General features: G+C 74.2%; 19 protein-coding genes, 3 tRNA genes and 1 pseudogene. 13 read left to right on the forward strand and 10 right to left on the reverse strand.

The window, feature by feature from the left end:
• Positions 1 to 79: 79 nt before the first annotated feature.
• The gene (hrpA, locus tag ACGFSC_RS34345; protein WP_380635216.1) at positions 80 to 4,060 is read right to left on the reverse strand and encodes an ATP-dependent RNA helicase HrpA; all 3,981 of its coding nucleotides are present in this window, start codon (positions 4,058 to 4,060) and stop codon (positions 80 to 82) included.
• A gap of 141 nt (positions 4,061 to 4,201) precedes the next feature.
• Here hrpA and ACGFSC_RS34350 point away from each other — a divergent pair, with 141 nt between their 5' ends.
• Together ACGFSC_RS34350 and ACGFSC_RS34355 are read left to right on the forward strand one after the other, a co-directional pair.
• Complete coding sequence (locus ACGFSC_RS34350) at positions 4,202 to 4,720, forward strand: SigE family RNA polymerase sigma factor (RefSeq protein ID WP_359897967.1); 519 nt, start codon at positions 4,202 to 4,204, stop codon at positions 4,718 to 4,720.
• Complete coding sequence (locus ACGFSC_RS34355; protein WP_359897966.1) at positions 4,717 to 5,595, forward strand: hypothetical protein; 879 nt, start codon at positions 4,717 to 4,719, stop codon at positions 5,593 to 5,595. The genes ACGFSC_RS34350 and ACGFSC_RS34355 overlap by 4 nt, the downstream gene beginning before the upstream one ends.
• Before the next feature lie 106 nt (positions 5,596 to 5,701).
• Here ACGFSC_RS34355 and ACGFSC_RS34360 read toward each other — a convergent pair whose 3' ends face one another.
• Entirely contained in the window at positions 5,702 to 6,658 is a 957-nt protein-coding gene (locus ACGFSC_RS34360) for a LysR family transcriptional regulator (protein ID WP_359897965.1), read from the reverse strand.
• 256 nt (positions 6,659 to 6,914) lie between these two features.
• Here ACGFSC_RS34360 and ACGFSC_RS34365 point away from each other — a divergent pair, with 256 nt between their 5' ends.
• Both ACGFSC_RS34365 and ACGFSC_RS34370 read left to right on the forward strand, forming a co-directional pair.
• Positions 6,915 to 7,835, forward strand: coding sequence for a zinc-binding dehydrogenase (locus ACGFSC_RS34365; protein WP_359897964.1), 921 nt, complete (start codon positions 6,915 to 6,917; stop codon positions 7,833 to 7,835).
• A 98-nt stretch (positions 7,836 to 7,933) separates the two neighbouring features.
• A complete protein-coding gene (locus ACGFSC_RS34370; protein WP_359897963.1) occupies positions 7,934 to 9,010 on the forward strand; it encodes an alpha/beta fold hydrolase in 1,077 nt (358 codons plus the stop codon).
• A gap of 25 nt (positions 9,011 to 9,035) precedes the next feature.
• Here the strand turns inward: ACGFSC_RS34370 and ACGFSC_RS34375 are convergent, their stop codons facing one another.
• Positions 9,036 to 9,539: a DUF3995 domain-containing protein gene (locus ACGFSC_RS34375; protein ID WP_359897962.1), complete on the reverse strand. Its 504-nt coding sequence runs from the start codon at positions 9,537 to 9,539 to the stop codon at positions 9,036 to 9,038.
• 135 nt (positions 9,540 to 9,674) lie between these two features.
• On the opposite strand from ACGFSC_RS34375, the gene ACGFSC_RS34380 reads away from it, so the two are divergent.
• The 3 genes from ACGFSC_RS34380 (at position 9,675) to ACGFSC_RS34390 (ending at position 11,582) form a co-directional block, all read left to right on the forward strand.
• Entirely contained in the window at positions 9,675 to 9,905 is a 231-nt protein-coding gene (locus tag ACGFSC_RS34380; protein ID WP_359897961.1) for an antitoxin, read from the forward strand.
• Complete coding sequence (locus ACGFSC_RS34385; protein ID WP_359897960.1) at positions 9,902 to 10,306, forward strand: type II toxin-antitoxin system VapC family toxin; 405 nt, start codon at positions 9,902 to 9,904, stop codon at positions 10,304 to 10,306. The genes ACGFSC_RS34380 and ACGFSC_RS34385 overlap by 4 nt, the downstream gene beginning before the upstream one ends.
• Positions 10,307 to 10,613: 307 nt before the next feature.
• Entirely contained in the window at positions 10,614 to 11,582 is a 969-nt protein-coding gene (locus ACGFSC_RS34390) for an HNH endonuclease signature motif containing protein (protein WP_359897959.1), read from the forward strand.
• 160 nt (positions 11,583 to 11,742) lie between these two features.
• Here ACGFSC_RS34390 and ACGFSC_RS34395 read toward each other — a convergent pair.
• The 4 genes from ACGFSC_RS34395 to ACGFSC_RS34410 form a co-directional block, all read right to left on the reverse strand.
• Positions 11,743 to 11,816, reverse strand: a tRNA-Phe gene (locus ACGFSC_RS34395).
• A 27-nt stretch (positions 11,817 to 11,843) separates the two neighbouring features.
• Positions 11,844 to 11,917, reverse strand: a tRNA-Asp gene (locus ACGFSC_RS34400).
• A gap of 63 nt (positions 11,918 to 11,980) precedes the next feature.
• Positions 11,981 to 12,053, reverse strand: a tRNA-Glu gene (locus ACGFSC_RS34405).
• A 125-nt stretch (positions 12,054 to 12,178) separates the two neighbouring features.
• Positions 12,179 to 12,520 carry a metallopeptidase family protein gene (locus ACGFSC_RS34410; protein ID WP_359897958.1) on the reverse strand — a complete coding sequence of 114 codons (342 nt, stop codon included), beginning with the start codon at positions 12,518 to 12,520 and terminating at the stop codon, positions 12,179 to 12,181.
• 70 nt (positions 12,521 to 12,590) lie between these two features.
• On the opposite strand from ACGFSC_RS34410, the gene crcB (ACGFSC_RS34415) reads away from it, so the two are divergent.
• The 5 genes from crcB (ACGFSC_RS34415) (at position 12,591) to ACGFSC_RS34435 (ending at position 18,349) form a co-directional block, all read left to right on the forward strand.
• The gene (crcB, locus tag ACGFSC_RS34415) at positions 12,591 to 13,142 is read left to right on the forward strand and encodes a fluoride efflux transporter CrcB (protein ID WP_359897957.1); all 552 of its coding nucleotides are present in this window, start codon (positions 12,591 to 12,593) and stop codon (positions 13,140 to 13,142) included.
• Positions 13,139 to 13,537 carry a DUF190 domain-containing protein gene (locus ACGFSC_RS34420; RefSeq protein WP_359897955.1) on the forward strand — a complete coding sequence of 133 codons (399 nt, stop codon included), beginning with the start codon at positions 13,139 to 13,141 and terminating at the stop codon, positions 13,535 to 13,537. Before crcB (ACGFSC_RS34415) ends, ACGFSC_RS34420 begins: the two co-directional genes overlap by 4 nt.
• On the forward strand, positions 13,534 to 13,908 hold the full coding sequence (gene crcB / locus ACGFSC_RS34425; protein ID WP_359897953.1) for a fluoride efflux transporter CrcB: 375 nt from the start codon (positions 13,534 to 13,536) through the stop codon (positions 13,906 to 13,908). Before ACGFSC_RS34420 ends, crcB (ACGFSC_RS34425) begins: the two co-directional genes overlap by 4 nt.
• A 1,159-nt stretch (positions 13,909 to 15,067) precedes the next feature.
• Positions 15,068 to 17,332 carry a DEAD/DEAH box helicase gene (locus tag ACGFSC_RS34430; protein WP_359897951.1) on the forward strand — a complete coding sequence of 755 codons (2,265 nt, stop codon included), beginning with the start codon at positions 15,068 to 15,070 and terminating at the stop codon, positions 17,330 to 17,332.
• Between the two features lie 189 nt (positions 17,333 to 17,521).
• Entirely contained in the window at positions 17,522 to 18,349 is an 828-nt protein-coding gene (locus ACGFSC_RS34435; RefSeq protein WP_359897949.1) for a TIGR02452 family protein, read from the forward strand.
• 15 nt (positions 18,350 to 18,364) lie between these two features.
• Here ACGFSC_RS34435 and ACGFSC_RS34440 read toward each other — a convergent pair whose 3' ends face one another.
• Together ACGFSC_RS34440 and ACGFSC_RS34445 are read right to left on the reverse strand one after the other, a co-directional pair.
• Positions 18,365 to 18,700, reverse strand: a complete 336-nt coding sequence (locus tag ACGFSC_RS34440; RefSeq protein WP_359897948.1) for a hypothetical protein — start codon at positions 18,698 to 18,700, stop codon at positions 18,365 to 18,367.
• A gap of 130 nt (positions 18,701 to 18,830) precedes the next feature.
• Entirely contained in the window at positions 18,831 to 19,925 is a 1,095-nt protein-coding gene (locus ACGFSC_RS34445; protein ID WP_359897946.1) for a hypothetical protein, read from the reverse strand.
• 101 nt (positions 19,926 to 20,026) lie between these two features.
• Here ACGFSC_RS34445 and ACGFSC_RS34450 point away from each other — a divergent pair.
• Positions 20,027 to 20,485, forward strand: a pseudogene (locus ACGFSC_RS34450) (RICIN domain-containing protein); the annotation flags it as partial.
• 7 nt (positions 20,486 to 20,492) lie between these two features.
• On the opposite strand, the gene ACGFSC_RS34455 reads toward ACGFSC_RS34450, so the two are convergent.
• Positions 20,493 to 21,188 (reverse strand): tyrosine-protein phosphatase, encoded by a 696-nt coding sequence (locus ACGFSC_RS34455; RefSeq protein WP_359897945.1) that lies wholly within the window; start codon positions 21,186 to 21,188, stop codon positions 20,493 to 20,495.
• Between the last annotated feature and the right edge of the window lie 12 nt (positions 21,189 to 21,200).

Genomic DNA, 21,200 nt, shown 5'->3' on the forward strand with positions numbered 1-21,200 from the left:
AGACAGACTGTAGCCCATGGTGGGCCCCCAGGTCGAACTGGCTCCTGAAGGCCCACCGCAGCTCACACGGCCACCCGGGTCAGAGCGTCGCCCGCGCCGCCGCCATCGCCTTCGTGATCCGCTTCTCCGACACGGGGCTCGGCGTGCCCAGCGACTGGGCGAAGAAGCTGACCCGCAGCTCCTCGATCATCCAGCGGATCGCCCGCACCTCCGCGGACGGCTGGTGCCCGGCCGGCACCGCCGCCAGCAGCTCCCCGTACTCCTGCTGGACCTGCTGCACCTTCAGCAGCTGCTGGGCGTCCCGCTGCGGGTGGTTGGGCAGCGCCTCCAGACGGCGGTCCACCGCCAGCAGGTAGCGCTTGAGGTCCGGCAGCCGCTGCCAGCCGGTGGCCGTCACGAAGCCCGGGTGCACCAGCGAGGCCAGGTGCAGCCGGACGTCGTTCACCGCGTTCAGCAGCACCGGGCTGCTCACCGACTTCAGCCGGGTCGAGGCCTTGTGGAAGGCGATCAGCGCGGTGGCCGTCTTCAGCGTGGTGTCCGCGGACAGGTCGTACAGGTCCGTGCGCACCTTGTCGTGCAGCTTGCCGAAGGCCGCCTCGTCCCAGGCCGGCCCGCCGGCCAGGGTCATCAGCCGGTCCGTGGCGGCGGCCACGACGTCCTCGAACAGGGCGCCGATCGAGCCGTGCGGGCTGTGCGAGAGCGCCAGCTTCGCCTGGTTGCCCAGCCGGCCCTGGATGGACTTGGCCGGGGAGGTGGTGGTCAGCATCAGCAGCCGCCGCGTCCCCTCCCACATCGACCGGGCCTGCGCCTCCGGGGTGTCGAACAGCTTGACGCCGACCGACGGGCCCTCGTCCACCAGGGCCGGGTAGGCGCGCATCGAGTGGCCGCGCGAACGCTGCTCGAAGGTGCGCTGGAGCACCGGCAGCGAGGCCGGCCAGGCGGTCAGCCCGCTCTGCTCGATGCCCTGGCCGGACGCGGCCGAGGAGAGCGTCTCCTTCAGCTTGGGCTTGAGCCGGAGCCGCAGCTCCTCCAGGTCCTTGGACTCGGCGAGCTTCTTGCGGCCGTCCACCACCCGGAAGGTCACCTTGAGGTGATCGGGCACCCGGTCGTCGTCCCAGGCCTCCGGGGGCACGGTGACCGCCGTCAGGCGCTTCAGGGCGTGCTCCAGGGCCGGGAGCAGGGGCTCCTGGCGGTCCTTCACCGCACGCAGCGCCGCCCTGGCGAAGTCCGGCGCCGGAACGAAGTTGCGCCGGATCGCCTTCGGCAGCGACTTGATGTACGCGGTGACCAGCTCCTCCCGCAGACCGGGGATCTGCCAGTCGAAGCCCTCCGCGGTCACCTGGTTCAGCACCGGCAGCGGGATGTGCACGGTCACGCCGTCCGCGTCGCTGCCCGGCTCGAACTGGTAGGTCAGCTTGAAGCGGAGCTTGCCCTGCTGCCAGTGGTCCGGGTAGTCGGCCTCGGTGACGCCGTCCGCGGCGTCGTTGATCAGCATCGACTTCTCGAAGTTCAGCAGGTCCGGCTGCTCGTGCCGGGCCTTCTTCCACCAGGAGTCGAAGTGCCGGGTGGAGACGATCTCGTCGGGCAGCCGGGCGTCGTAGAAGTCGAACAGGGTCTGGTCGTCCACCAGGATGTCCCGGCGGCGGGCCCGGTTCTCCAGCTCCTCGACCTCGCCGAGCAGCTTGCGGTTCTCCGCGAAGAACCGGTGGTGGGTCTCCCAGTCGCCCTCGACCAGCGCGTTGCGGATGAACAGCTCGCGACAGAGCTCCGGGTCGATCCTCCCGTAGTTGACCTTGCGCTGGGCGACGACCGGCATCCCGTAGAGGGTCACCTTCTCGTACGCCATGACGGCGCCGGCCTTCTTCTCCCAGTGCGGCTCGCTGTGGCTGCGCTTGATCAGGTGGCCGGCCAGCGGCTCGACCCACTCCGGCTCGATCTTCGCGTTGATCCGCGCCCAGAGCCGGGAGGTCTCCACCAGCTCCGCCGACATCACCCAGCGCGGCGGCTTCTTGAACAGGCCGGAGCCCGGGAACACCGCGAAGCGGGCGCCGCGCGCACCGCCGTACTCGCGCTTCTCCACGTCGAACAGACCGATGTGGGAGAGCAGGCCGGCCAGCAATGACTGGTGGATCCGGTCGGCGTCCGGCTCGGCGTCGGGGTGCGGCTCCTCGATCGTCACGCCCAACTGCTTGGCGACGGTGCGCAGCTGGACGTAGATGTCCTGCCACTCCCGTATCCGCAGGTAGTTGAGGAACTCCGCCTTGCACATCCGGCGGAACGCCGAGGAGGAGAGCTCGCTCTGCTGCTCCCGGACGTAGCGCCACATCGCCAGGTAGGACAGGAAGTCGGAGGTCTCCGAGTTGAACCGCTTGTGCCGCTCGTCGGCGGCCTGGCGCTTCTCGGCCGGGCGCTCGCGCGGGTCCTGGATGGAGAGCGCGGCGGCGATCACCATGACGTCGCGGACGCAGCCGTTGCGGTCCGCCTCCAGCACCATGCGGGCCATCCGCGGGTCCACCGGGAGCTGGGCGAGCTTGCGGCCCAGCTGGGTCAGGCGCTTGCGCGGATCCTTCTCCTCCGGGTCGAGCGCGCCCAGCTCGTGCAGCAGGGCGACGCCGTCCTTGATGTTGCGCGAGTCCGGCGGGTCCAGGAACGGGAAGGCGGCGATGTCGCCGAGGCCGGCCGCCGTCATCTGGAGGATCACCGAGGCCAGGTTGGTGCGCAGGATCTCGGCGTCGGTGAACTCGGGGCGGGAGAGGAAGTCCTCCTCCGAGTAGAGCCGGATGCAGATGCCGTCCGAGGTACGGCCGCAGCGGCCCTTGCGCTGGTTGGCGCTGGCCTGGCTGATCGCCTCGATCGGCAGCCGCTGCACCTTGGTGCGGTGGCTGTAGCGGGAGATCCGGGCGCTGCCCGGGTCGATCACGTACTTGATGCCGGGGACGGTCAGCGAGGTCTCGGCCACGTTGGTGGCCAGCACGATCCGGCGGCTGCGGGAGCGCTGGAAGACCTTGTGCTGCTCGGCCGAGCTGAGCCGCGCGTACAGCGGCAGGATCTCGGTGTTCTTCAGCTTCAGCTTCCCGAGGGCGTCCGCGGTGTCGCGGATCTCGCGCTCGCCGGAGAGGAAGACCAGGATGTCGCCGGGGCCCTCGGCCTGGAGCTCCTCGGCGGCGTCGCAGATCGCCTGGACCTGGTCCCGGTCGCGGTCGGCCTCGTCCGCCTCGTCGTCGGCCTCGTCGACGATCGGCCGGTAGCGGACCTCGACCGGGTAGGTGCGGCCCGAGACCTCGATGATCGGGGCGTCGCCGAAGTGCCGGGCGAAGCGCTCCGGGTCGATGGTCGCGGAGGTGATCACGACCTTGAGGTCCGGGCGGCGGGGGAGCAGCTGCTTGACGTAGCCGAGGATGAAGTCGATGTTGAGGCTGCGCTCGTGCGCCTCGTCGATGATCAGGGTGTCGTACTGGTGCAGGTCACGGTCGGTCTGGATCTCCGCGAGCAGGATGCCGTCCGTCATCAGCTTGACCAGGGTGTCCTGGCCGACCTGGTCGGTGAACCGGACCTTCCAGCCGACCGCCTCGCCGAGCGGGCTGTCCAGCTCCTCCGCGACCCGCTCGGCCACCGTGCGGGCGGCGATCCGGCGCGGCTGGGTGTGGCCGACCAGGCCGCGCACGCCACGGCCGAGCTCCAGGCAGATCTTCGGGATCTGGGTCGTCTTGCCGGAGCCGGTCTCGCCCGCGACGATCACCACCTGGTGGTCCCGGATCGCCGCCAGGATCTCGTCCTTCTTCTGGCTGACCGGGAGCTCGGCGGGATAGCCGATCCTCGGGACGGCGCGCCGGCGCCGCTCGACGACCGCCTCGGCGCGGTCGATCTCGGCGGCGATCTCGGCGGCGACCTTCTGCCGGGCCTCGGGCTTGCGGACCCTGCGGGCCCCCTCCAGCCGGCGCCCGATCCGCACCTGGTCGCGCAGGGTCAGCTCGGGCAGACGGGCGGCCAGCCCGCCGATTCCGGGGCCCTCGGCGGGGACGGTGGCGGACTGGACTGCGGGAGAACTCACTGCGGGCATCCCTCTAGGTTCGCAAGGAGGCACGGCGGAGCGCACCTCGGTTTTCGAGCCCCTCCAGTGTCACAGCCGTCGGCGGCGAATCGCGAACGGCGGGCAACGGTCCGAGGCCGTCCCGGGCTCCGGGAGGTTGAGGAGGTGCTCATGGGAGCCCACAAGACCGCCCGGGACGAGGAGTTCCGGACGTTCGTCGGCAGCGCGTGGTCACGGCTGCTCAGGACGGCGTTCCTGCTCGCGGGGGACCGGCACGGCGCCGAGGACCTGGTCCAGCAGGCGCTGGAGCGGGCGTACGCGGCGTGGAACCGGGTGCGTGCCGCGGACGACCCGTACGCCTACGTGCGCCGGATCGTGATCAACGAGCACGCCAGACGGTTCCGGCGGCGGCTGGTCGAGTACCCGGTCACCGAGTTCCCGGACCGGCCCGCACCGGCCGGCGCCGACCCGGACGACCGGGCCGTGCTGCTCGCCGCACTCGGCACCCTGCCGCCGCGCCAGCGCCAGGCCGTGGTGCTGCGGTACTGGGAGGACCTCAGCGAGACCCAGACCGCGGTGGCGATGGGCTGCTCGGTCGGCACGGTCAAGAGCCAGGCGGCCAGAGGCCTGGCCAAGCTCCGCGGGGCCTCCTCACTCATCGGACTGACCAGCATCGGAGGGGCAAGATGAGCAACGAGTTCCTGCCCGGGAACACGGCGACCGGAGACGAGACGGCGGCCGTGCGGGCCCTGGGCGAACTGGCCGGGAGCGTCGAGACCGGGACGGTCCCGTACGACCGGCTGGTCGCCGGCGGCCGGCGGCGACTGCGGCACCGGCGGCTGCTGACCGCCGGGGTGGCGGCGGTGCTGGTCGCCGGCATCGCCGGGGGCACGGCGGTGCTCGGCGAGCGCGGCCGGCAGGCCGTCTCGACCGTGGTGGCGGCCTCGGCCGCGGCCTCGGCCACCGCGGTGAGCACCACGGGCGCGCCCACCACCCGGGACCCGTTCAACCCCGTCCGGGTCAAGGTCGCCGAAGGCAGCGCGAACGGCCACACCTGGCAGGCCTGGACCGCGCTGTGGCCGGCCGTCCCCGACAAGGAGGCGTTCGCCAAGCAGGCCCGGATGATCCAGGCGGAGCGGCACGAAGCCAACCCGGCGGCGAAGCCGGTCACCCAGAAGGACATCGACGACAACTGGAACACGCGCATCGACAGGGTGAACTACTACTACACCGTGGACGGCAAGCGGCAGGCGGACGACACCCTGCACGCGGTCTCCGCGCCGGGCGGGTTCCCCGGCGTCAGCGGCGGCTCGTCGCTCGGCCTCAACGACGGCGCGGGCGTCCCGCCGGTGGTGATCGAGGGGGTCCAGGCCGACATCACGAAGGTCGTGGTCGCCTGGAAGAGCGGCGGCACCACCGAGGCGGTGCCGGTCGTGGTCGGGGACTCCCCGTTCCGCTACTACGGCATCCTGGCGAAGCCGGGCACCGACGCGGCGACCGTCACCTACTACGCGGCGGACGGCTCGGTGGATCGGGTCAAGGACACCTGGCTCCGGACCTCCTGAGCCGGTGGCCGCCGGTGGCCGCCGGGCCGCTGGGGCGGCGGGGTGGCGGCGGGTGGCCGGGGTGGCCGTCGGATGGCCGGGGCGGTCGGGGCGGTCGGGGCGCCCGTCACGGGCGGAGCGCGGCCTGGTCGGCGTCCGGGAGCCAGTCGCGGGCCGGGTCGTACTCCAGCCACCGGTGGCGGGCCGCCCCGGTGGTGAACGCCCGCAGCAGGTCGTCCAGTCGGGGGTGCGGGTCGGTGTCCGGACCGGTGCGCCAGAGCAGCGACCAGGCGTAGAGCGGGGTCGGGTCCGCCAGCGGGACGGTGCGGACACCCGGGCGCCCGGGCGGCGGGCCGTCGGCGGGGACGAGGGAGAAGCACGCCGGGTCGGCGCGGACCTGGTCCACGAAGTGCTCCAGGCCCAGGTTGGTCGAGCCGACCCGGCGGGCGATCCCGAAGCGCTCGGCGAAGCGGGTCAGGAAGTCCAGCCGGTCCACCGCCGCCGGGTAGCGCAGCACACTGTCCCGCAGGTCGTCCGGGCGCAGGACGTCCCGGCCGGCCAGCGGATGGCCGGTGCTCAGCAGGACGTCCACCGGCTCCAGCCGGACCAGCCGGTGCGTCAACTCGCCCCCGCCGCCCGGCAGCCGGTGCACCCGGCCGAACCCGGCGTCCGACTCCCCGCGCAGCACGGCCGCCGCGACGGACGGCAGGTCCCGGCCGGGCACCGGCTCCACCTGCAGCCCCGGCGCCGCGTCCACCGCCTGCGCGAGCGTACGCATCGGGGCGTACAGGTGCCCCCACACGTCGATCCGCAGCGGCCGCGCCGCGCACCCCGCGGCCGCCACCGCCCGCTCCCCCTGCGTCAGCGCCCGCCGGGCCGGCTCCAGGAACCGCAGCCCCGCCCCGGTCAGCCCCACCCCGCGCGCGTCCCGGTCCAGCAGCCGCACCCCCAGCACCGCCTCCAGCCGCGCCACCCGCTTCGACAGCCCCTGCTGGCTGATCCCCAACCGCCCGGCCGCCCGACCGAAGTGCAACTCCTCGGCCGCCACGACGAACGCCCGCACCTGCGCCAGATCAAGATCCACCCGGGCACCTTAGGGCCTGCCCGCGCACTCCCGCGGGGCACCCGACCCCGCCCTGGCCCCGGTCGCGGTCGCGGCGCGGTCGGGTGGGTCGTCGCCGCCCCGCGGCCGGGCGCTTCGCTCCGCCGTGCCGCGTGGTGCCGCCGCGGCCCGTCGCTCCCGGCCGGACAACCGGTGGTTGTCGCCGTCGTCCCGCGGTTGTTGGACCGGCCGGGGCGGCGCGCGGTGGGGTGAGGGGGTTACCGACGGAGGAGCGGGGATGAAGGCGCTGGTGGCGACGGGGCGGGCGGCGGAGCCGGTGCGGTTCGCGGAGGTGGAACAGCCGCGGCCGGGGCCCGGGGAGGCGCTGGTGAAGGTGGAGGCGTTCTCGGTGAACCGGGGCGAGACCTTCCAGCTGGAGGCGCCCCGGGCCGGGTGGCGGCCGGGGAAGGACGTGGCCGGGCTGGTGGTGCAGGCCGCCGCCGACGGGTCGGGCCCGGCCGTCTGCCGCCGGGTGGTCGGGCATCCGCCCGCCGCCGGGTGGGCCGAGTACGTGTGCGTCCCGACCTCCTCCCTCGCCGAACTGCCCGACGGCCTGGACACCGTACGGGCCGCCGCGCTGCCGCTGGCCGGCCTCACCGCGCTGCGGCTGCTCCGGGCGGCGGGGCCGCTGGCCGGACGGCGGGTGCTGCTCACCGGGGCCTCCGGGGGCGTCGGGCACTACGTCACAGAGCTGGCCGCCGCGGCCGGGGCCGAGCTGACCGCCGTCACCGCCTCCCCGGAGCGCGGCCGGCGGCTGGTCGAGCTGGGAGCGGCCGAGGTGGTCCACGAGCCGGGCGAGGCGCGCGGTCCGTACGACCTGGTGCTGGAGTCCACCGGCGGCGCCGCGCTGCCGCTCGCGCTGGCCCGGCTGGCCCGGCGCGGCACCCTGATCTGGTTCGGCCAGGCCTCCCGGACGCCCGTCACGCTCGACTTCTTCGACTTCTTCGCGGGCCCGGAGTCGGCGGTCGTCCGGCACTTCCACTACGCGGACTCGGACGTCCCGGACGGCGCCGACCTGGCCACCCTGGTGCGCCTCACCCGGGAGGGGCGGCTGACCCCGGAGCTCGGCCGGGTCGCGCCCTGGGCGGAGACCGCCGCCGTGCTCACCGACCTGCGCGAGCGCCGGATCCGCGGCAAGGCCGTCCTGACCCTCGCCTGACGCCCGCCCGATGCCCGCCCGGCACCCGCCCGACGCCTGCCCGACGCCTGCTCCGAACGACGCGAACGACGCGAACGACTTCGAAGGGAACCCCCGCCGTGCCCGACCTCTCCTTCCTCGACACCCCCGGCCTGCTGCCCGCCTTCGTCGAGGAGAACCGGCCGCGCGCCCACGGCGCCGGCCTGGACCCGTACGAGTACGCCCGGGTCACCGCCCCGCTGACCTCCCCGCACGACTGGCCGGCCGCCTGCCGGGCGGCCGGCCACCGGCACGCCGGGGCGGCGGAGCGGGCCGCCGCCGAGGGCCGCACCGTCACCGCCGGCGAGCGGTACCGGAGCGCCGCCCGCTGGTACCACTTCGCCGGGCTGCTCCCGCACCCCGACCGGGCGGCCGCGGCCCGGGCCGCCGCGGAGGCCGACGAGGCGATGCGGCGGGCGCTGGCCCTGCTCGACCCGGAGGCGGAGCGGGTCGAGGGGGAGGGCTTCGCGGGCTGGCTGCGCCGCCCGGCGGCCGGCGGGGCGGCCGACGGGAGCGGCGGCCGGGCCCCGGTGGTCCTGGTGGTGCCGGGGATGGACTCGGGCAAGGAGGAGTTCCACGCGGTCGCCGACGCCCTGCTCGCCCGGGGCGTCGCGGTGCTCGCCGTCGACGGGCCCGGACAGGGCGTGCTGGCCGCCGGCAGCGCGCCGGAGCCGGAGTACCACCGGGTGGTCGGCCGCGCCCTCGACGCGCTGACCGGCCGTGCGGGGCTGGACCCGGACCGGACCGCCGTGATCGGCCTCAGCCTGGGCGGCCACTACGCGGCCGTGGCCGCCGCCCGCGAGCCGCGGCTGCGCGCCGCCGCGATGGTCAGCGGCCCGTACCGGCTGGACTGGGAGGGCCTGGTCCCGTTCGTCACCGCGACCCTGGCGCAGCGCTGCGGCGGGTACCAGGCGGCCCGCGCCTTCGTCGAGCGGATCGACCTGACCGCCCTCGCGCCGGCGATCACCGTCCCGCTGCTGGTGGTCGAGGGCGGCGAGGACCGCATCCCGGGCGTCACCGCCGCCACCGCCCTCGCCGAGCACGCCCCGGACGCCGAACTGCTCCTCGTGCCGCACGGCAACCACCTGCTCGGCACCGCCCTGCCGGACTGGCTCCCCGCCACCGCCGACTGGCTCACCGCCCGGCTGACCGGCTGACCGGGCGACCGGCTCACCGCCCTGCTCACCGAGCCGCTGACCGGCTCACCACGGCCGACCGGCCGGGCACCCGGTGCCCGAGCGAGGCGGCGGCGAACAGCAGGCCGCCGGCCAGGAAGAACGGCTCGTAGCCGAAGGTCGCGAACCGGGCCGGCGCGTCCAGCTCGGCACTCGAGCGGCTGCCGACGGCCAGCGCGATCCAGTCCGGCACGGACGGCGCGGCGTGCAGCACCAGCAGCGCGGTGGTGCCCCACAGCGCCGTGCCCAGCAGCCGGGCCGGCACCCGTGCGCCCCACCGCCGCAGCGGCGCCAGCGCCACCGCGGCGGCCACCGCGCACAACGGGATCGCGATCACGTCGATCACCAGCAGCGGCGTGCTGCTCCACACCGACCGCCCGTCCGGCAGCCCCAGCCGTCCGTCCGCCAGCCAGTACAGATGCACCAGCGCGAAGGCCGCGGCCCACCCCGCCGCCGCGTACCCGGCTCCCCGCACCACCCGGTTCCAGCCCGTGTCCCGTGTCGTCTCCATGCCGTCCACGGTCCCGCGCCGCCCCCGCCCGCCGGATCGTCCCTCGGACGGGTCCCCCTCCCCCTCCAGGGGGAACCGGGTGGCCGTCCCGAGGGATCGCCAGCATTGTGCAGCTGATGCAGCTAAAATGCAGGCATGACAGCCATCACCATTCGCGAGGTCCCGGACCCGATCCTGGACACCCTCAAGCTGAAGGCCGCGCGGGCCGGAAAGAGCCTCCAGGCCTACCTGCTCGACCTCGTCACCCGCGAGGCGGCCACCCCGTCGCTCGCCGAGATGATGACCAGGCTCGACCGGGAGACCCGAACCGAGGTCAGCACGGCCGACATCCTCTCGGCCATCGACGAGGGCCGGGAGCGCCGGTGACATCCACCGTCGTCGTGGACTGCTCGGCCCTGGTCCGAGTGCTCACCGACCACAGCCCGGTCGGCCACGCCGTACGCGCCCGGCTCCGCGAACTGGACGCGCTCGCGGCCCCGGGTCTGCTCGACTACGAGATCGTCTCGGCCCTGTTCGGAATGGTTCGGGGAGGGAAGCTCACCGGGAAGGAGGCGGAGAAGGCGATCGCCGACTACCGCTCGCTCGCCGTCACCAAGCACGAGACGCTGATCCTCTGGCAGCGGGTTCGGGAGCTCAACCACAACATCAGCGCCTATGACGCCCAGTACGTGGCACTCGCCGAGACCCTCGGTGTGCCGCTGGTCACCAGTGACGCCCGCATCCGGCGCAGCGGCGCGGCCAGGTGCGAGATCGAGGTCTTCGTGTAGTCCGCCGGCGCGGCGGCGGAACGACCCCTGGAAACCGCCCGATCTCGCCGGGGCCTTCTCTGCCTTCACAGGCCGTTGAGGCCGGGTCCGGCCCGCTGCCGGCATCGCCCTCGGCGCCGTCTCCGTGATTGAGGTCGCCCGCCCGGGGCCGTCGCCGTGATTGAGGTCGCCCGCCCGGGGCCGTCGCCGGCCTCCTGCGCTGACATCCGCTCACCCCGGAACAGCGGCGGCTTCGTTGGCTGTCGTCAAGAAACGGTGTCGGTGCGCCGTGCGAACCTGTGAGCATCGGCGGGGAGGGAGCACGGCGTTGCCGAAGAGCAGGGTTCGCAGGAAGGCCGGGCAGAAGACTCCGCCCAAGGTCAAACCGGTGGTGGTGTACCACGACATGGCTGTGTACGAGAACTTCGAACGCTGCGCGCCGCGCATATTCGAGGTCCTCCACAAGGCGCAGCAGACCACGCCGGGGGCGCCCCGGATGCTGTTCTTCGACGTGCAGGGCCATCGGAACAGCGAGGGCGGCTACGACCACGACGCCTGGGAGATGCTCAAGGACTTCCTGCCCGAAAAGGTGCTCCCCTACCTGACCGAACTCCACACCCCGCTGTACGTGGCGAAGAACCCGCGTCGGCAGAACGATGCGGTCCCGGAGCAACTGCTCGTGGGTTACCCGGAAGGGGAGGAGAAGTCGTTCTGGTACGACATCGACTCCCTGCCGCTGCGCACCCGGGAGACCGAGGAGAGCAGCCGCAGGACCTACCCGTCCAAGCAGTCGATCATGGAGTACCTCGGGATCGCCGAGGAGTGCCTGATCTGCTGGGGCTCACCAGTCGAGCGGGCGCACGTGGTTCCCGCTTCCCTGGGCGGCTCGATGGACGTCCGGAACTTCGCCCTGCTCTGCGTGGAGCACCACCGGCAGGCGCCGGACATCGCCGACGCCGAGGCCTTCTGGGCCTGGGTCGACTATGCCGAACTGCGCGACTCGGGCAGCAAGTGGCAGCGGGCGCCCGAGGAGGTGAAGCGCTGGGTGGAGGCCGGCGGTGGCCGGGTCGAGCCCGTGGACCGCAGCGAGATGGCTTTCCTGGCCGCTGTGGAGTTCGAGCTCCGGCACCTCTACAGGTGGTCCGACGAGGACTTCGCCAAGGTGTCCTGGGCCTTCCTGGAGGAGTACCACCACGTGCTGGACCGTGCGACCGGGCGGCATTTCGGTGTCGACCGGAAGGTTGCCACCCACGCCTGGGCCTACCACGTGGCCATGCTGAGGCTCTCCCGCTCCTGACCCCGATGCGCCGCAACCGAACCGGACAACCCCCGGCGGAGCCGGTACCCGCTCGGTGGTCGGCTCTCCTGAGCCGTTGGCGTACCGGTTGGCGTAAGGGACATGAAAACGGCCCCGGAGAGTGATCTCTCCGGGGCCGTTCTGCCTTTTCAGGCAGTTGTGGCCAGGGCCGGGGTCGAACCGGCGACCTTCCGCTTTTCAGGCGGACGCTCGTACCAACTGAGCTACCTGGCCGTACTGCACCGTCTCTTGCGAGACGAGCGATCCCGACGGGACTTGAACCCGCGACCTCCACCTTGACAGGGTGGCGAGCTAACCAACTGCTCCACGGGACCTAGAAGTGGCGAACCACTCAGGGTCTTGCGGTCTTGCGCACTGCACTTTACTACGGTACTGCGTGCCCCCAACGGGATTCGAACCCGTGCTACCGCCTTGAAAGGGCGGCGTCCTGGGCCACTAGACGATGAGGGCTTGCGGCCTGTCCCGCTGTTTCCAGCGTTCGGGGACGTCGAGAAGCATATGGGATGCAGGGCGGATCGCCAAAACGGGTTTCGCCCGGGTGGGGGTGCGGGGTGGGTGGGGCCGGTGGCCGGGGGTCAGGACCAGCCGAGTTCGTCGAGTTCGTGGTCGTCGAAACCGAAGTGGTGGGCGACCTCGTGGATGACGGTGGTGCGGACCTCCTCGACCACCTGCTCGCGGGTCTCGCAGTGGCGCAGGGTGGGGCCGCGGTAGATCAGGATGCGGTCGGGCAGGACGCCCGCGTACCACTCGCCGCGCTCGGTGAGCGGGGTGCCCTCGTAGAGCCCGAGGAGCTCCGGGTCGCTCGGGTCGGGCTCGTCCTCGACGAAGACCGCGACGTTGTCCATCATGGCCGCGAGGTGCGGGGGGATCTGGTCGAGGGCGTCGCCGACCAGCGTCTCGAACTCTTCCCGGGTCATCTCCACCGGATCATTGTCCGGTGTCGGATGACGGTGTGCCAGGTGGCGGAGCCCGGTGTTTGATGGGGCTATGACGACCTCGGAGGGCGCCGTGGACGACGCCGCGGGCGGCACCGCGGGCGGCACCGTGGACGGCGCCGCGGCGCGGGCCCGCCGGCCCGGCCGGCCGCCGGTGCTGCGCGGGCAGGGGCGGGCGGTGGCGGTGGTCGCGGCGGGCGGGGCGATCGGCGCGTCCGCGCGGTACGCGGCCGGGCTCCGCTGGCAGACCGGCCCGACGGCCTTCCCCTGGACGACGTTGCTGGTCAACGTGGTCGGCTGCGCGGTGATCGGGGTGTTCCTGGTGGTGATCACCGAGGGGCGCCAGGCGCATCCGCTGGTGCGGCCGTTCTTCGGCACCGGCGTGCTGGGCGGGTTCACCACCTTCTCGACGTACGCGGTGGACATCCGCCGGCTGCTGGAGGGCGGCCGGACCGGGCCCGCCCTCGCGTACCTGGGGCTGACCCTGGTGGGCGCGCTGCTCGCGGTCTGGGCGGCGGCCGGGCTGACCCGGCGTCTGATCCACCGGGTCGTCCGCCGCGGGGCCGGGCGGGGCGCCGCGGAGCGGGCCGGGGGTGCGCGATGAGCCGACTGAGCGGGCCGGCGCTGCGGCTGACCGTGCTGATCGGGGAGAGCGACCGCTGGCACCACCGGCCGCTGTACAGCGAGATCGTGCACCGGGCCCGGGAGGCCGGGCTGGCCGGGGCGAGCGTGTTCCGGGGCATCGAGGGGTTCGGGGCCTCGTCGCTGGTGCACACCACGCGGCTGCTGTCGCTGAGCGAGGACCTGCCGGTGGCGGTGGTGATCGTGGACGAGGAGGAGCGGGTGCGGGCGTTCCTGCCGCAGCTGGACGGGATGGTGGCGGAGGGGCTGGTGCTGCTGGACCGCTGCGAGGTGGTCACCTACGCGGGGCGCGGGGCGGAGGCGGGTTCGGGCCGTGGGCCGGGCCGGGAAGCGGGCCCGGGGGAGGCGGCGGAGTGAACTGGCTGCTGGTGGTGGCGGGCGCGGTGGTCGGCGCGCCGCTGCGGTACCTGACCGACCGGGCGGTGCAGTCCCGGCACGACTCGGTGTTCCCGTGGGGGACGTTCACGGTGAACGTGGTCGGCTGCCTGGTCCTCGGGCTGGTGACCGGCGCGGTGGCGGTGGGCGCGGCCTCCTCGAAGGTCCAGCTGCTGCTGGGGACGGGGCTCTGCGGGGCGCTGACCACCTATTCGACCTTCTCGTACGAGACCCTGCGGCTGACCGAGACCGGCGCCGGGCGGTACGCGCTGGCCAACGTGGCCGGCAGCGTGCTGGCCGGGCTGGCCGCGGTCTACGGGGGCGCGGAGCTGGCCTCGGCGCTCTGGGGCTGAGCCGCGGACACCGGAGGGGCGCCGGTGGGTGCCGAGGGGCGCCGGACGGGCCCTGAGCGGCCCCTGGACGGCCCTGGACGGCCCCGGGGCGGGCCCCTGAGCGCCGGCCCCGCCGGGCGAGCTTGCGCGCTGCCCGTGTCCCGCCGGGCCGGGCGCGCGTTGGGCACCGAAAGCGGCCGCGCGCGAGTGGGCGGCCCGGGTGGGGCGGTAGAGAGGGACCTCAGTGGCTTCGGTGCGGGCGGCGCGGACGGTGCGGGCGGTACGGGCGGTGCGGGTGCGGCTGGCCGCGGCGCGTCCGGCTCCGGGGCGGGTGGCGGCGGTCCCGCGCTCGCGCGCGGTGCGGGCGGCGGCGCTGCTGACGGTGGCCGGGCTCGGGCTGACCGGGTGCATGTCGGTGGGGCCGGCGGCGGAGGAGAAGCACGGCGTGGCGCCGGTCGGGCAGGCCGGGCCGGCGGTCCGGCCGGGGGCGACGGGCGGGCCCTCGGCCCCGCCGGGCTCGGGGCACCCGGGCGGGGCCTCGGGGCACCCCGAGCGGTCGGGGGGCCTCCAGGGCGACGGCGGGTCGAACGGGTCCTCGGCGGCGGCGCCCGGCGAGGCGGCCCCGGGGGCGAACGGCGTGGTGGCCGGGGTGGTCCCGGTGCCGGGGGCGGGCGCTCCCGACGGTGGTCCGGGTGGTGGTTCGGCGGGCGGTGTGAACACAAGTCCCGTTCCGCACCCGGGCGGTGGAGCGGGCGGATCCGGCGGTGCGGCGGGCTCCGGCGGTACCGGCGGGGCGGGCGGCACCGGGGAGGGCCGGTCCGGCGGCGGCTCGGCCGGGGGGCCCACGACCACCCCGAGCAGCCACCCGTCCGGCACGCCCGCGCCGGAGCACAGCTCGCCCGCCGCGACCGTCCCGCCGGCCCCGGACCCGTCTTCCGGCAGCTCCGGTTCCTCGGCACCGAGCCCGCGCGCGGCCGGGCATTAGCGGATTGAGCAGGGCATTTGCCTCCGATCCCCAGGCTCGTCTATGGTGGTAGATCGTTCGTTTGATCCATTTGACTGGCGCCCTATTCCCATCTGGCGCCCTTGGCGCGTTCCGGCGATCCGTGGCTGACCGCATAGAGGCGGTTGTGAAACAGAACCCCGGACTTTGGCGCGTGCCACTTCCGGAAGGTTTTGCATGTCTCTCGTTGACGACGCCCGCTTCGCCATGCCCGCGAACGAGGCCGCCGCCGATGTCACCGACTCCGACGACACCATCGACACCACCGCGGACGAGGTGATCGCCGAGGCCGAGGAGGCCACCGAGGAGGCGGCCGCCGAGCCCACCATCACCTTCGGCGACCTGGGCCTGCACGACGACGTCGTGCGCGCCCTCGCCAAGCGCGGTGTCACCACCCCGTTCCCGATCCAGGCCGCGACCATCCCGGACGCCCTGGCCGGCAAGGACGTGCTGGGCCGTGGCCGCACCGGCTCCGGCAAGACCCTGAGCTTCGGCCTGCCGCTGCTGACCCGCCTCGCCGACGGCGAGCGCACCAAGCCCAAGCACCCGCGCGGCCTGATCCTCGTCCCGACCCGCGAGCTGGCCATGCAGGTCGCCGACGCCCTGGAGCCGTTCGGCTCGGTGCTCGGCCTCAAGCTCAAGGTCGTCTGCGGCGGCACCTCGATGTCGAACCAGATCTACGCGCTGGAGCGCGGTGTCGACGTCCTGGTCGCCACCCCCGGCCGTCTGCGCGACCTGCTGAACCGTGGCAGCGCCAAGCTGGCCGACGTCCGGACCGTCGTGCTCGACGAGGCCGACCAGATGGCCGACATGGGCTTCCTGCCCGAGGTCACCGAGATCCTCGACCAGGTGCCGAGCGGCGGCCAGCGCCTGCTGTTCTCCGCCACCCTGGAGAACGAGATCGACACGCTGGTCAAGCGCTACCTGAAGAACCCGGTCACCCACGAGGTCGACCCGTCGGCCGGCGCGGTCACCACCATGACCCACCACATCCTCGTGGTGAAGCCCAAGGACAAGGCGCCGATCACCAACGCGATCGCCGCCCGCAAGGGCCGCACGATCATCTTCGTCCGCACCCAGATGGGCGCCGACCGCGTCGCCGAGCAGCTCATCGAGGCCGGCGTGAAGGCCGACGCGCTGCACGGCGGCATGACCCAGGGCGCCCGCACCCGCGTCCTCGGCGACTTCAAGGACGGCTACACCAACGTCGTCGTCGCCACCGACGTCGCCGCCCGCGGCATCCACGTCGACGGCATCGACCTGGTCCTCAACGTGGACCCGGCCGGCGACCACAAGGACTACCTGCACCGCTCCGGCCGCACCGCGCGGGCCGGCCGCTCCGGCGCCGTCGTCACCCTGGTGCTGCCGCACCAGCGCCGCGGCGTCTTCCGCCTGATGGAGGACGCGGGCGTGGACGCCTCGCGCCACATCCTCGACCACGCCTTCGACGCGGAGGTCGCCAAGATCACCGGCGCCCGTTCGCTGACCGAGGTCCAGGCCGAGAGCGCCGCCAACATCGCCGGTGCCGCCGAGCGCGAGCTCGCCGACATGACCCGCCAGCTGGAGCGCGCGCAGCGCCGCACCACCGAGCTGCGCGAGGAGGCCGACCGCCTCGCCGCCCGTGCGGCGCGCGAGCGGGCCGAGCTGGGCATCGAGGACGAGGAGCCGGCCGCCGAGGCCGAGTCCGGCGAGGCTTCGGAGACCGTCGTCGAGACCGCCGCCCCGGTGGCCGAGGAGCGCACCCCGGCCTACCGCGAGGCGCGCAACGAGCGTCCGGCGTTCGGTCGTGACCGTGACGACCGCGGCGGCCGTTCCGGTGGCTTCAACCGTGACCGTGACGACCGCGGTGGCCGTTCCTTCGGTGACCGTGACAACCGTGGCGGCGGCTTCAACCGTGACCGCGACGACCGCGGTGCCCGTTCCGGCGGCTTCAACCGTGACGACCGCGGTGGCCGTTCCGGTGGCTTCGGTGACCGTGACAACCGTGGCGGCGGCTTCAACCGTGACCGTGACGACCGCGGCGGCCGTTCCGGCGGCTTCAACCGTGACGACCGTGGCGGCCGTTCCTTCGGTGACCGTGACAACCGTGGCGGCGGCTTCAACCGTGACCGCGACGACCGCGGTGGCCGTTCCTTCGGTGACCGTGACAACCGTGGCGGCGGCTTCAACCGTGACCGCGACGACCGCGGCGGCCGCTCCTTCGGCGACCGTCCGGCCCGTTCCTTCGGCGACCGTCCGGCCTTCGGCCGTGACCGCGACGAGCGCGGCGGCAGCAGCCGTCCGTTCGCGCGCCGCGACGACCACCGCTCCGGCGGCCGTCCGCAGTCCGACCGCGGTGGCTTCAACCGTGACCGCGGCGGCTTCGGTGCCGGCCGTGACCGCGAGGACCGTCGCCCGGGCGGTTTCGACCGCGACGACCGCAAGCCGCGCTGGAAGAACTGACGCCGCACCGGCGGTAGTCGACCGCCGGCCCGGCTGAACGTACGAAGGGCCCGCTCCGTCCCCCCGGAGCGGGCCCTTCGCGTTTCCCCGGCAGCCTCGCGTTTCCCCGCGCCGGCCCCCCGGGGCGTTGTTCTGGGAGTGAGAATAACCTGTGGCGCGCGGGCGCCGCGGTCCCGTAGCGTCGCGGCCATGAGCAGCAGACTGCACGATGTGGCGCGAGTGAACGAGGAGATCGCCGAGCGGGGGAGCTACCGGACGGCCGGGGGCGAACTCGTGCAGGTGGGGGAGGAGTTGGGGGCGGCGCGGGCCGGCACGGTGTCCTACGCGCCGGAGGGGCTGGACGCGCTGCTGGCGGCGGGCGACCGCGGGCCGGGGCCGGCGGCCGGACGGATCGAGGTGACGGCCGAGGGCAGCATCCAGGCCGCCCGCCGACTGGTCGGGGCCGGGGCGGGGCCGGTCGGGGTGCTGAACTTCGCCTCCGCGCGCAACCCCGGCGGCGGCTACCTGCGCGGCGCCCGCGCCCAGGAGGAGGACCTGTGCCGCAGCGCGCTGCTGTACAGCTGCCTGCGGGAGGCGCCGGACTACTACGAGGCGCACCGGGCCTCCACCGACCTCCGGTACAGCCACCGGGTGATCGTCTCGCCGGCGGTGCCGGTGATCCGGGACGGGCGCGGAGAACTGCTGGCGCAGCCGTACCCCGTCACCTTCCTGACCTCGCCCGCGCCCAACGCCGGGCAGCTGGAACGGCGGTCGGCCGGTGCGGACGTCCGGGGCGTGCTCGCCGAGCGGGCCGTGCGGGTGCTCGCGGCGGCCGCCCGGCACGAGGTGCGCGCGCTGGTGCTCGGGGCCTGGGGCTGCGGGGTGTTCCGCAACGACCCGGCGCAGGTCGCCGAGGCCTTCGAGGGGGCGCTGGCCCGGTACGGGGCCGCCTTCGATCAGGTGGTGTTCGCGGTCTGGGACCGCTCGCCGGTCTCGGCGAACCGGGCCGCCTTCGAGGCCCGGTTCACCGCGGGGTGACCGTCCGGCAGCCGGCTACTTCCGGCGGGCGGCGAGCGCCGTGGCGGCCGTGGAGGCCGCCGCGACCACGCCGGTGACGGCGAAGACGGACGGCCAGGCGCCGATCCGCTTCGCCAGCGGGTGCGAGCCGCCGAAGGCCGCCACGTACAGGCCGGTCAGCGCCGCCGCGGTGCCCGCGCCCGCGCTGCGGCGCCACTGCGCGGCGGCCCCGGCACCGGCCACCGCCAGCACCGCGCCGCCCAGTTCGCGCCGACCGCTCCACCGGGCGACGCCGTAACCGCCGACCAGACCGCTCGCCGCGGTCAGCGCGGCGGGCGCGGCGGCCGTGAACACGTTCGGGACCTTCGCCATCGTCGACTCCACTCGTGGGGGCTGTGTCGTTTTCCGACCATAACCCGGTGAACGAACGGGGCCGCCGGGGCCTCCCGCCGGAGCGCGGGCAGCGCCGACAGCGCCGTCCGCCGGAGCGCCGCCGGGCCTCCTACCGGAACGCCTCCGCGGGCGTCTGCCCCGGCACCGTGGCGGCCAGCCGGCGGGCGGCCTCCGCCGGGTCGAGCACCCGCTCCAGCCGCAGGTCGCCCGGGACCTCCTGGATGAACCGCCCGGCCGACCAGCTCCGCTCGTACGGCAGCGGCTCCAGGACCAGGGTGCGCACGCCGTCCACCACCGGGATGTCGCTCGGCGTCCCCTCGTTCCACACCCAGGAGCCGTCCGGCGCGACCAGGTTGAAGGCGCCGGTGGCGACCACCCGGCGGCCGTCCAGGAACGCCGTCCGGGCCAGTGCCACCACCTCCCGGTCCTGCGGGGTGCCGGGCAGGTGGCCGCCGCCGATCAGCACGTCGGCGAGCAGGGTGTGCAGCTGGAAGGTGTCGCTCAGGCCGCTCATCCGCAGCAGGTAGCCGGTGCCGGTGGGGCGGTCGAGCACCAGCAGCGGCTCGTCGTCCAGCATCAGCGCCAGGTGGACCAGGCCCTTGAAGTCGTGCTGCTCGCCCTGGTAGCGGTCGAACAGCTCCAGGATCACCTCGGTCACGCCCGAGGCGCGGGCCTCGGCCCGGACCTCCGGGTGCGCGTACACCGCCCAGGCCGCCTGCTGCCACAGGTGCAGCGTCCACCAGGCGACCACGGCCAGGTGGGCGTGCCACTCGTCCAGGTGCGCCGGGTCGGCGATCCGCTCGTGCGCCTCGGCCGGATCGTCCTCCTCCGCGCCGGGCAGCGGGCCGCCGCCGGTGGAGACCCAGCGCCGCACCAGCAGCTGCGCGCCGGTCAGCGCCCCGCGCAGTCCGGCCAGCACCGGGCCGGAGCAGGCGACCGGGTCGGCGCCGTGCTCCACGCAGGCGCCCACCACCATGGCCAGGTGCGCCCGGGGGAACGGCGGGGCGTCCGGCAGCAGGGCGGCCAGCCGGGGCCCGGCCGCTGCCTGCTCCGCCGGGTCGGCCGTGCCGAACAGCCCGCCGACCAGCCCGAGGGCGGGCCCGAACTGCTCGTCGTCCCCGGCCGCGACCACGGCCTCCAGGGCGGCCACGGCTTCGGAGAAGGTGGGCTGTTGACGGTGCGACGGTATCTGCTCGGTGGACATTCGCCGCAGCATAGGGGGCGGAGCCGGTCCGGCGGAAACTCCTCCGCGCCCCGGCCCGCCCGGGCCGTACGCGGGCCCCTGTCGGTGCCCGGTGGCAGACTTCGACCGTGACGGACTCCGAGATCACCGACGGCAGCTACCTGGTCCGCAACGTCGGGAGCGGCCTGCTGCTTCAGGTCGCCGAAGCCTCCCGGCGCAGCGGTGCCCGGATCGTCCTCGGCGCGGACGACGGCAGTGAGGCCCAGCTCTGGCGCCTCGCCGCCGTCCACCCGGGCGGCGCGCTGTTCCACATCGAGAACGCCGGCAGCGGCAAGCGCCTGGACGTCACCGGCGCCTCGACGGACGACGGCGTCCGGATCCAGCAGTGGTCGGCCAACGCCTTCGGTGCCCAGGAGTGGCTGCTGGAGGCCCACGTGGACGCCCCGGGCACCTACACGGTCACCAGCTTCATCAGCGGCAAGCCCCTGACGGCGGGCGACACCCCGGAGGCCGACGTCCACCAGAGCGAGGACGTCGACGCCCCGGCCCAGTGGTGGCGCTTCGAGCGCCGGGAGGGCTGAAGGCCCGTCAGTCCGCGAGGTTGGCGCGGGCGGCGTCGAGTTCGGCGTCCGTCGTGCCGTGGTGGCGGAGGTAGCCGGGGATCGTGCCGTGGTGGTCGTGGATCCAGGCCAGGGAGGAGACCAGGAGCTCGGCGTCGACCGGGCGGGAGAGGCGCTCGGTGCCGGTCTCGTCGAGGTACGGGGTGGGGCCCTTGTCGAGGCCGAGGCCGATGTTGGAGAGCAGGAAGTCGGCGGTGATCTCGGCCTCGGAGGCGCCCAGCAGGGACTGGAGGACGGCGATGGTGAGCCCGGTGCGGTCCTTGCCGACGGCGCAGTGGACGACGGCGGCCAGCGCGTCCGGAGCGGCGAGGCGGCGGACGACGGCGGCGAGCGAGGGGCCGGCCGTCGAGGCCATGAAGGGGTAGAGGGCGGCCTGGTCCTCGGGCCAGGGCCGGTCGGCGTCCTCGGGGTGCGGGGGAAGGGTCGGCAGACCGAGGGTCTCGTGGTCGAGGCAGTGCCGCTGGTCCGGCCAGGCCTCCAGCTCGTACGCGCTGCGCAGGTCGAAGACCGTCCGCAGGCCGAGGGCCTTGAGCCGCCGGGCGCCCTCCTCGGTGAGGGTGTGGAAGGACCCGGAGCGGTACAGCACGCCCCGGCGGAGGGCGCCGATCCCGCCCGCGTCACGGAAGTTGCGCACACCGGGGATGTCGATGAAGGCGTCGGTCATGGCCACCACGGT

This window comes from Kitasatospora sp. NPDC048715 (assembly GCF_043198905.1).
GTDB lineage: Bacteria > Actinomycetota > Actinomycetes > Streptomycetales > Streptomycetaceae > Kitasatospora > Kitasatospora lactacystinica.

Excerpts from the sequence above, each read along its gene's own strand:
- hrpA (WP_380635216.1), bottom strand. The coding sequence starts at position 4,060 with ATGCCCGCAGTGAGTTCTCCCGCAGTCCAGTCCGCCACCGTCCCCGCC.
- ACGFSC_RS34350 (WP_359897967.1), top strand. The coding sequence starts at position 4,202 with ATGGGAGCCCACAAGACCGCCCGGGACGAGGAGTTCCGGACGTTCGTC.
- ACGFSC_RS34355 (WP_359897966.1), top strand. The coding sequence starts at position 4,717 with ATGAGCAACGAGTTCCTGCCCGGGAACACGGCGACCGGAGACGAGACG.
- ACGFSC_RS34365 (WP_359897964.1), top strand. The coding sequence starts at position 6,915 with ATGAAGGCGCTGGTGGCGACGGGGCGGGCGGCGGAGCCGGTGCGGTTC.
- ACGFSC_RS34375 (WP_359897962.1), bottom strand. The coding sequence starts at position 9,539 with ATGGAGACGACACGGGACACGGGCTGGAACCGGGTGGTGCGGGGAGCC.
- ACGFSC_RS34380 (WP_359897961.1), top strand. The coding sequence starts at position 9,675 with ATGACAGCCATCACCATTCGCGAGGTCCCGGACCCGATCCTGGACACC.
- ACGFSC_RS34410 (WP_359897958.1), bottom strand. The coding sequence starts at position 12,520 with ATGACCCGGGAAGAGTTCGAGACGCTGGTCGGCGACGCCCTCGACCAG.
- crcB (WP_359897957.1), top strand. The coding sequence starts at position 12,591 with ATGACGACCTCGGAGGGCGCCGTGGACGACGCCGCGGGCGGCACCGCG.
- ACGFSC_RS34420 (WP_359897955.1), top strand. The coding sequence starts at position 13,139 with ATGAGCCGACTGAGCGGGCCGGCGCTGCGGCTGACCGTGCTGATCGGG.
- ACGFSC_RS34430 (WP_359897951.1), top strand. The coding sequence starts at position 15,068 with ATGTCTCTCGTTGACGACGCCCGCTTCGCCATGCCCGCGAACGAGGCC.
- ACGFSC_RS34435 (WP_359897949.1), top strand. The coding sequence starts at position 17,522 with ATGAGCAGCAGACTGCACGATGTGGCGCGAGTGAACGAGGAGATCGCC.
- ACGFSC_RS34440 (WP_359897948.1), bottom strand. The coding sequence starts at position 18,700 with ATGGCGAAGGTCCCGAACGTGTTCACGGCCGCCGCGCCCGCCGCGCTG.
- ACGFSC_RS34445 (WP_359897946.1), bottom strand. The coding sequence starts at position 19,925 with ATGTCCACCGAGCAGATACCGTCGCACCGTCAACAGCCCACCTTCTCC.
- ACGFSC_RS34455 (WP_359897945.1), bottom strand. The coding sequence starts at position 21,188 with ATGACCGACGCCTTCATCGACATCCCCGGTGTGCGCAACTTCCGTGAC.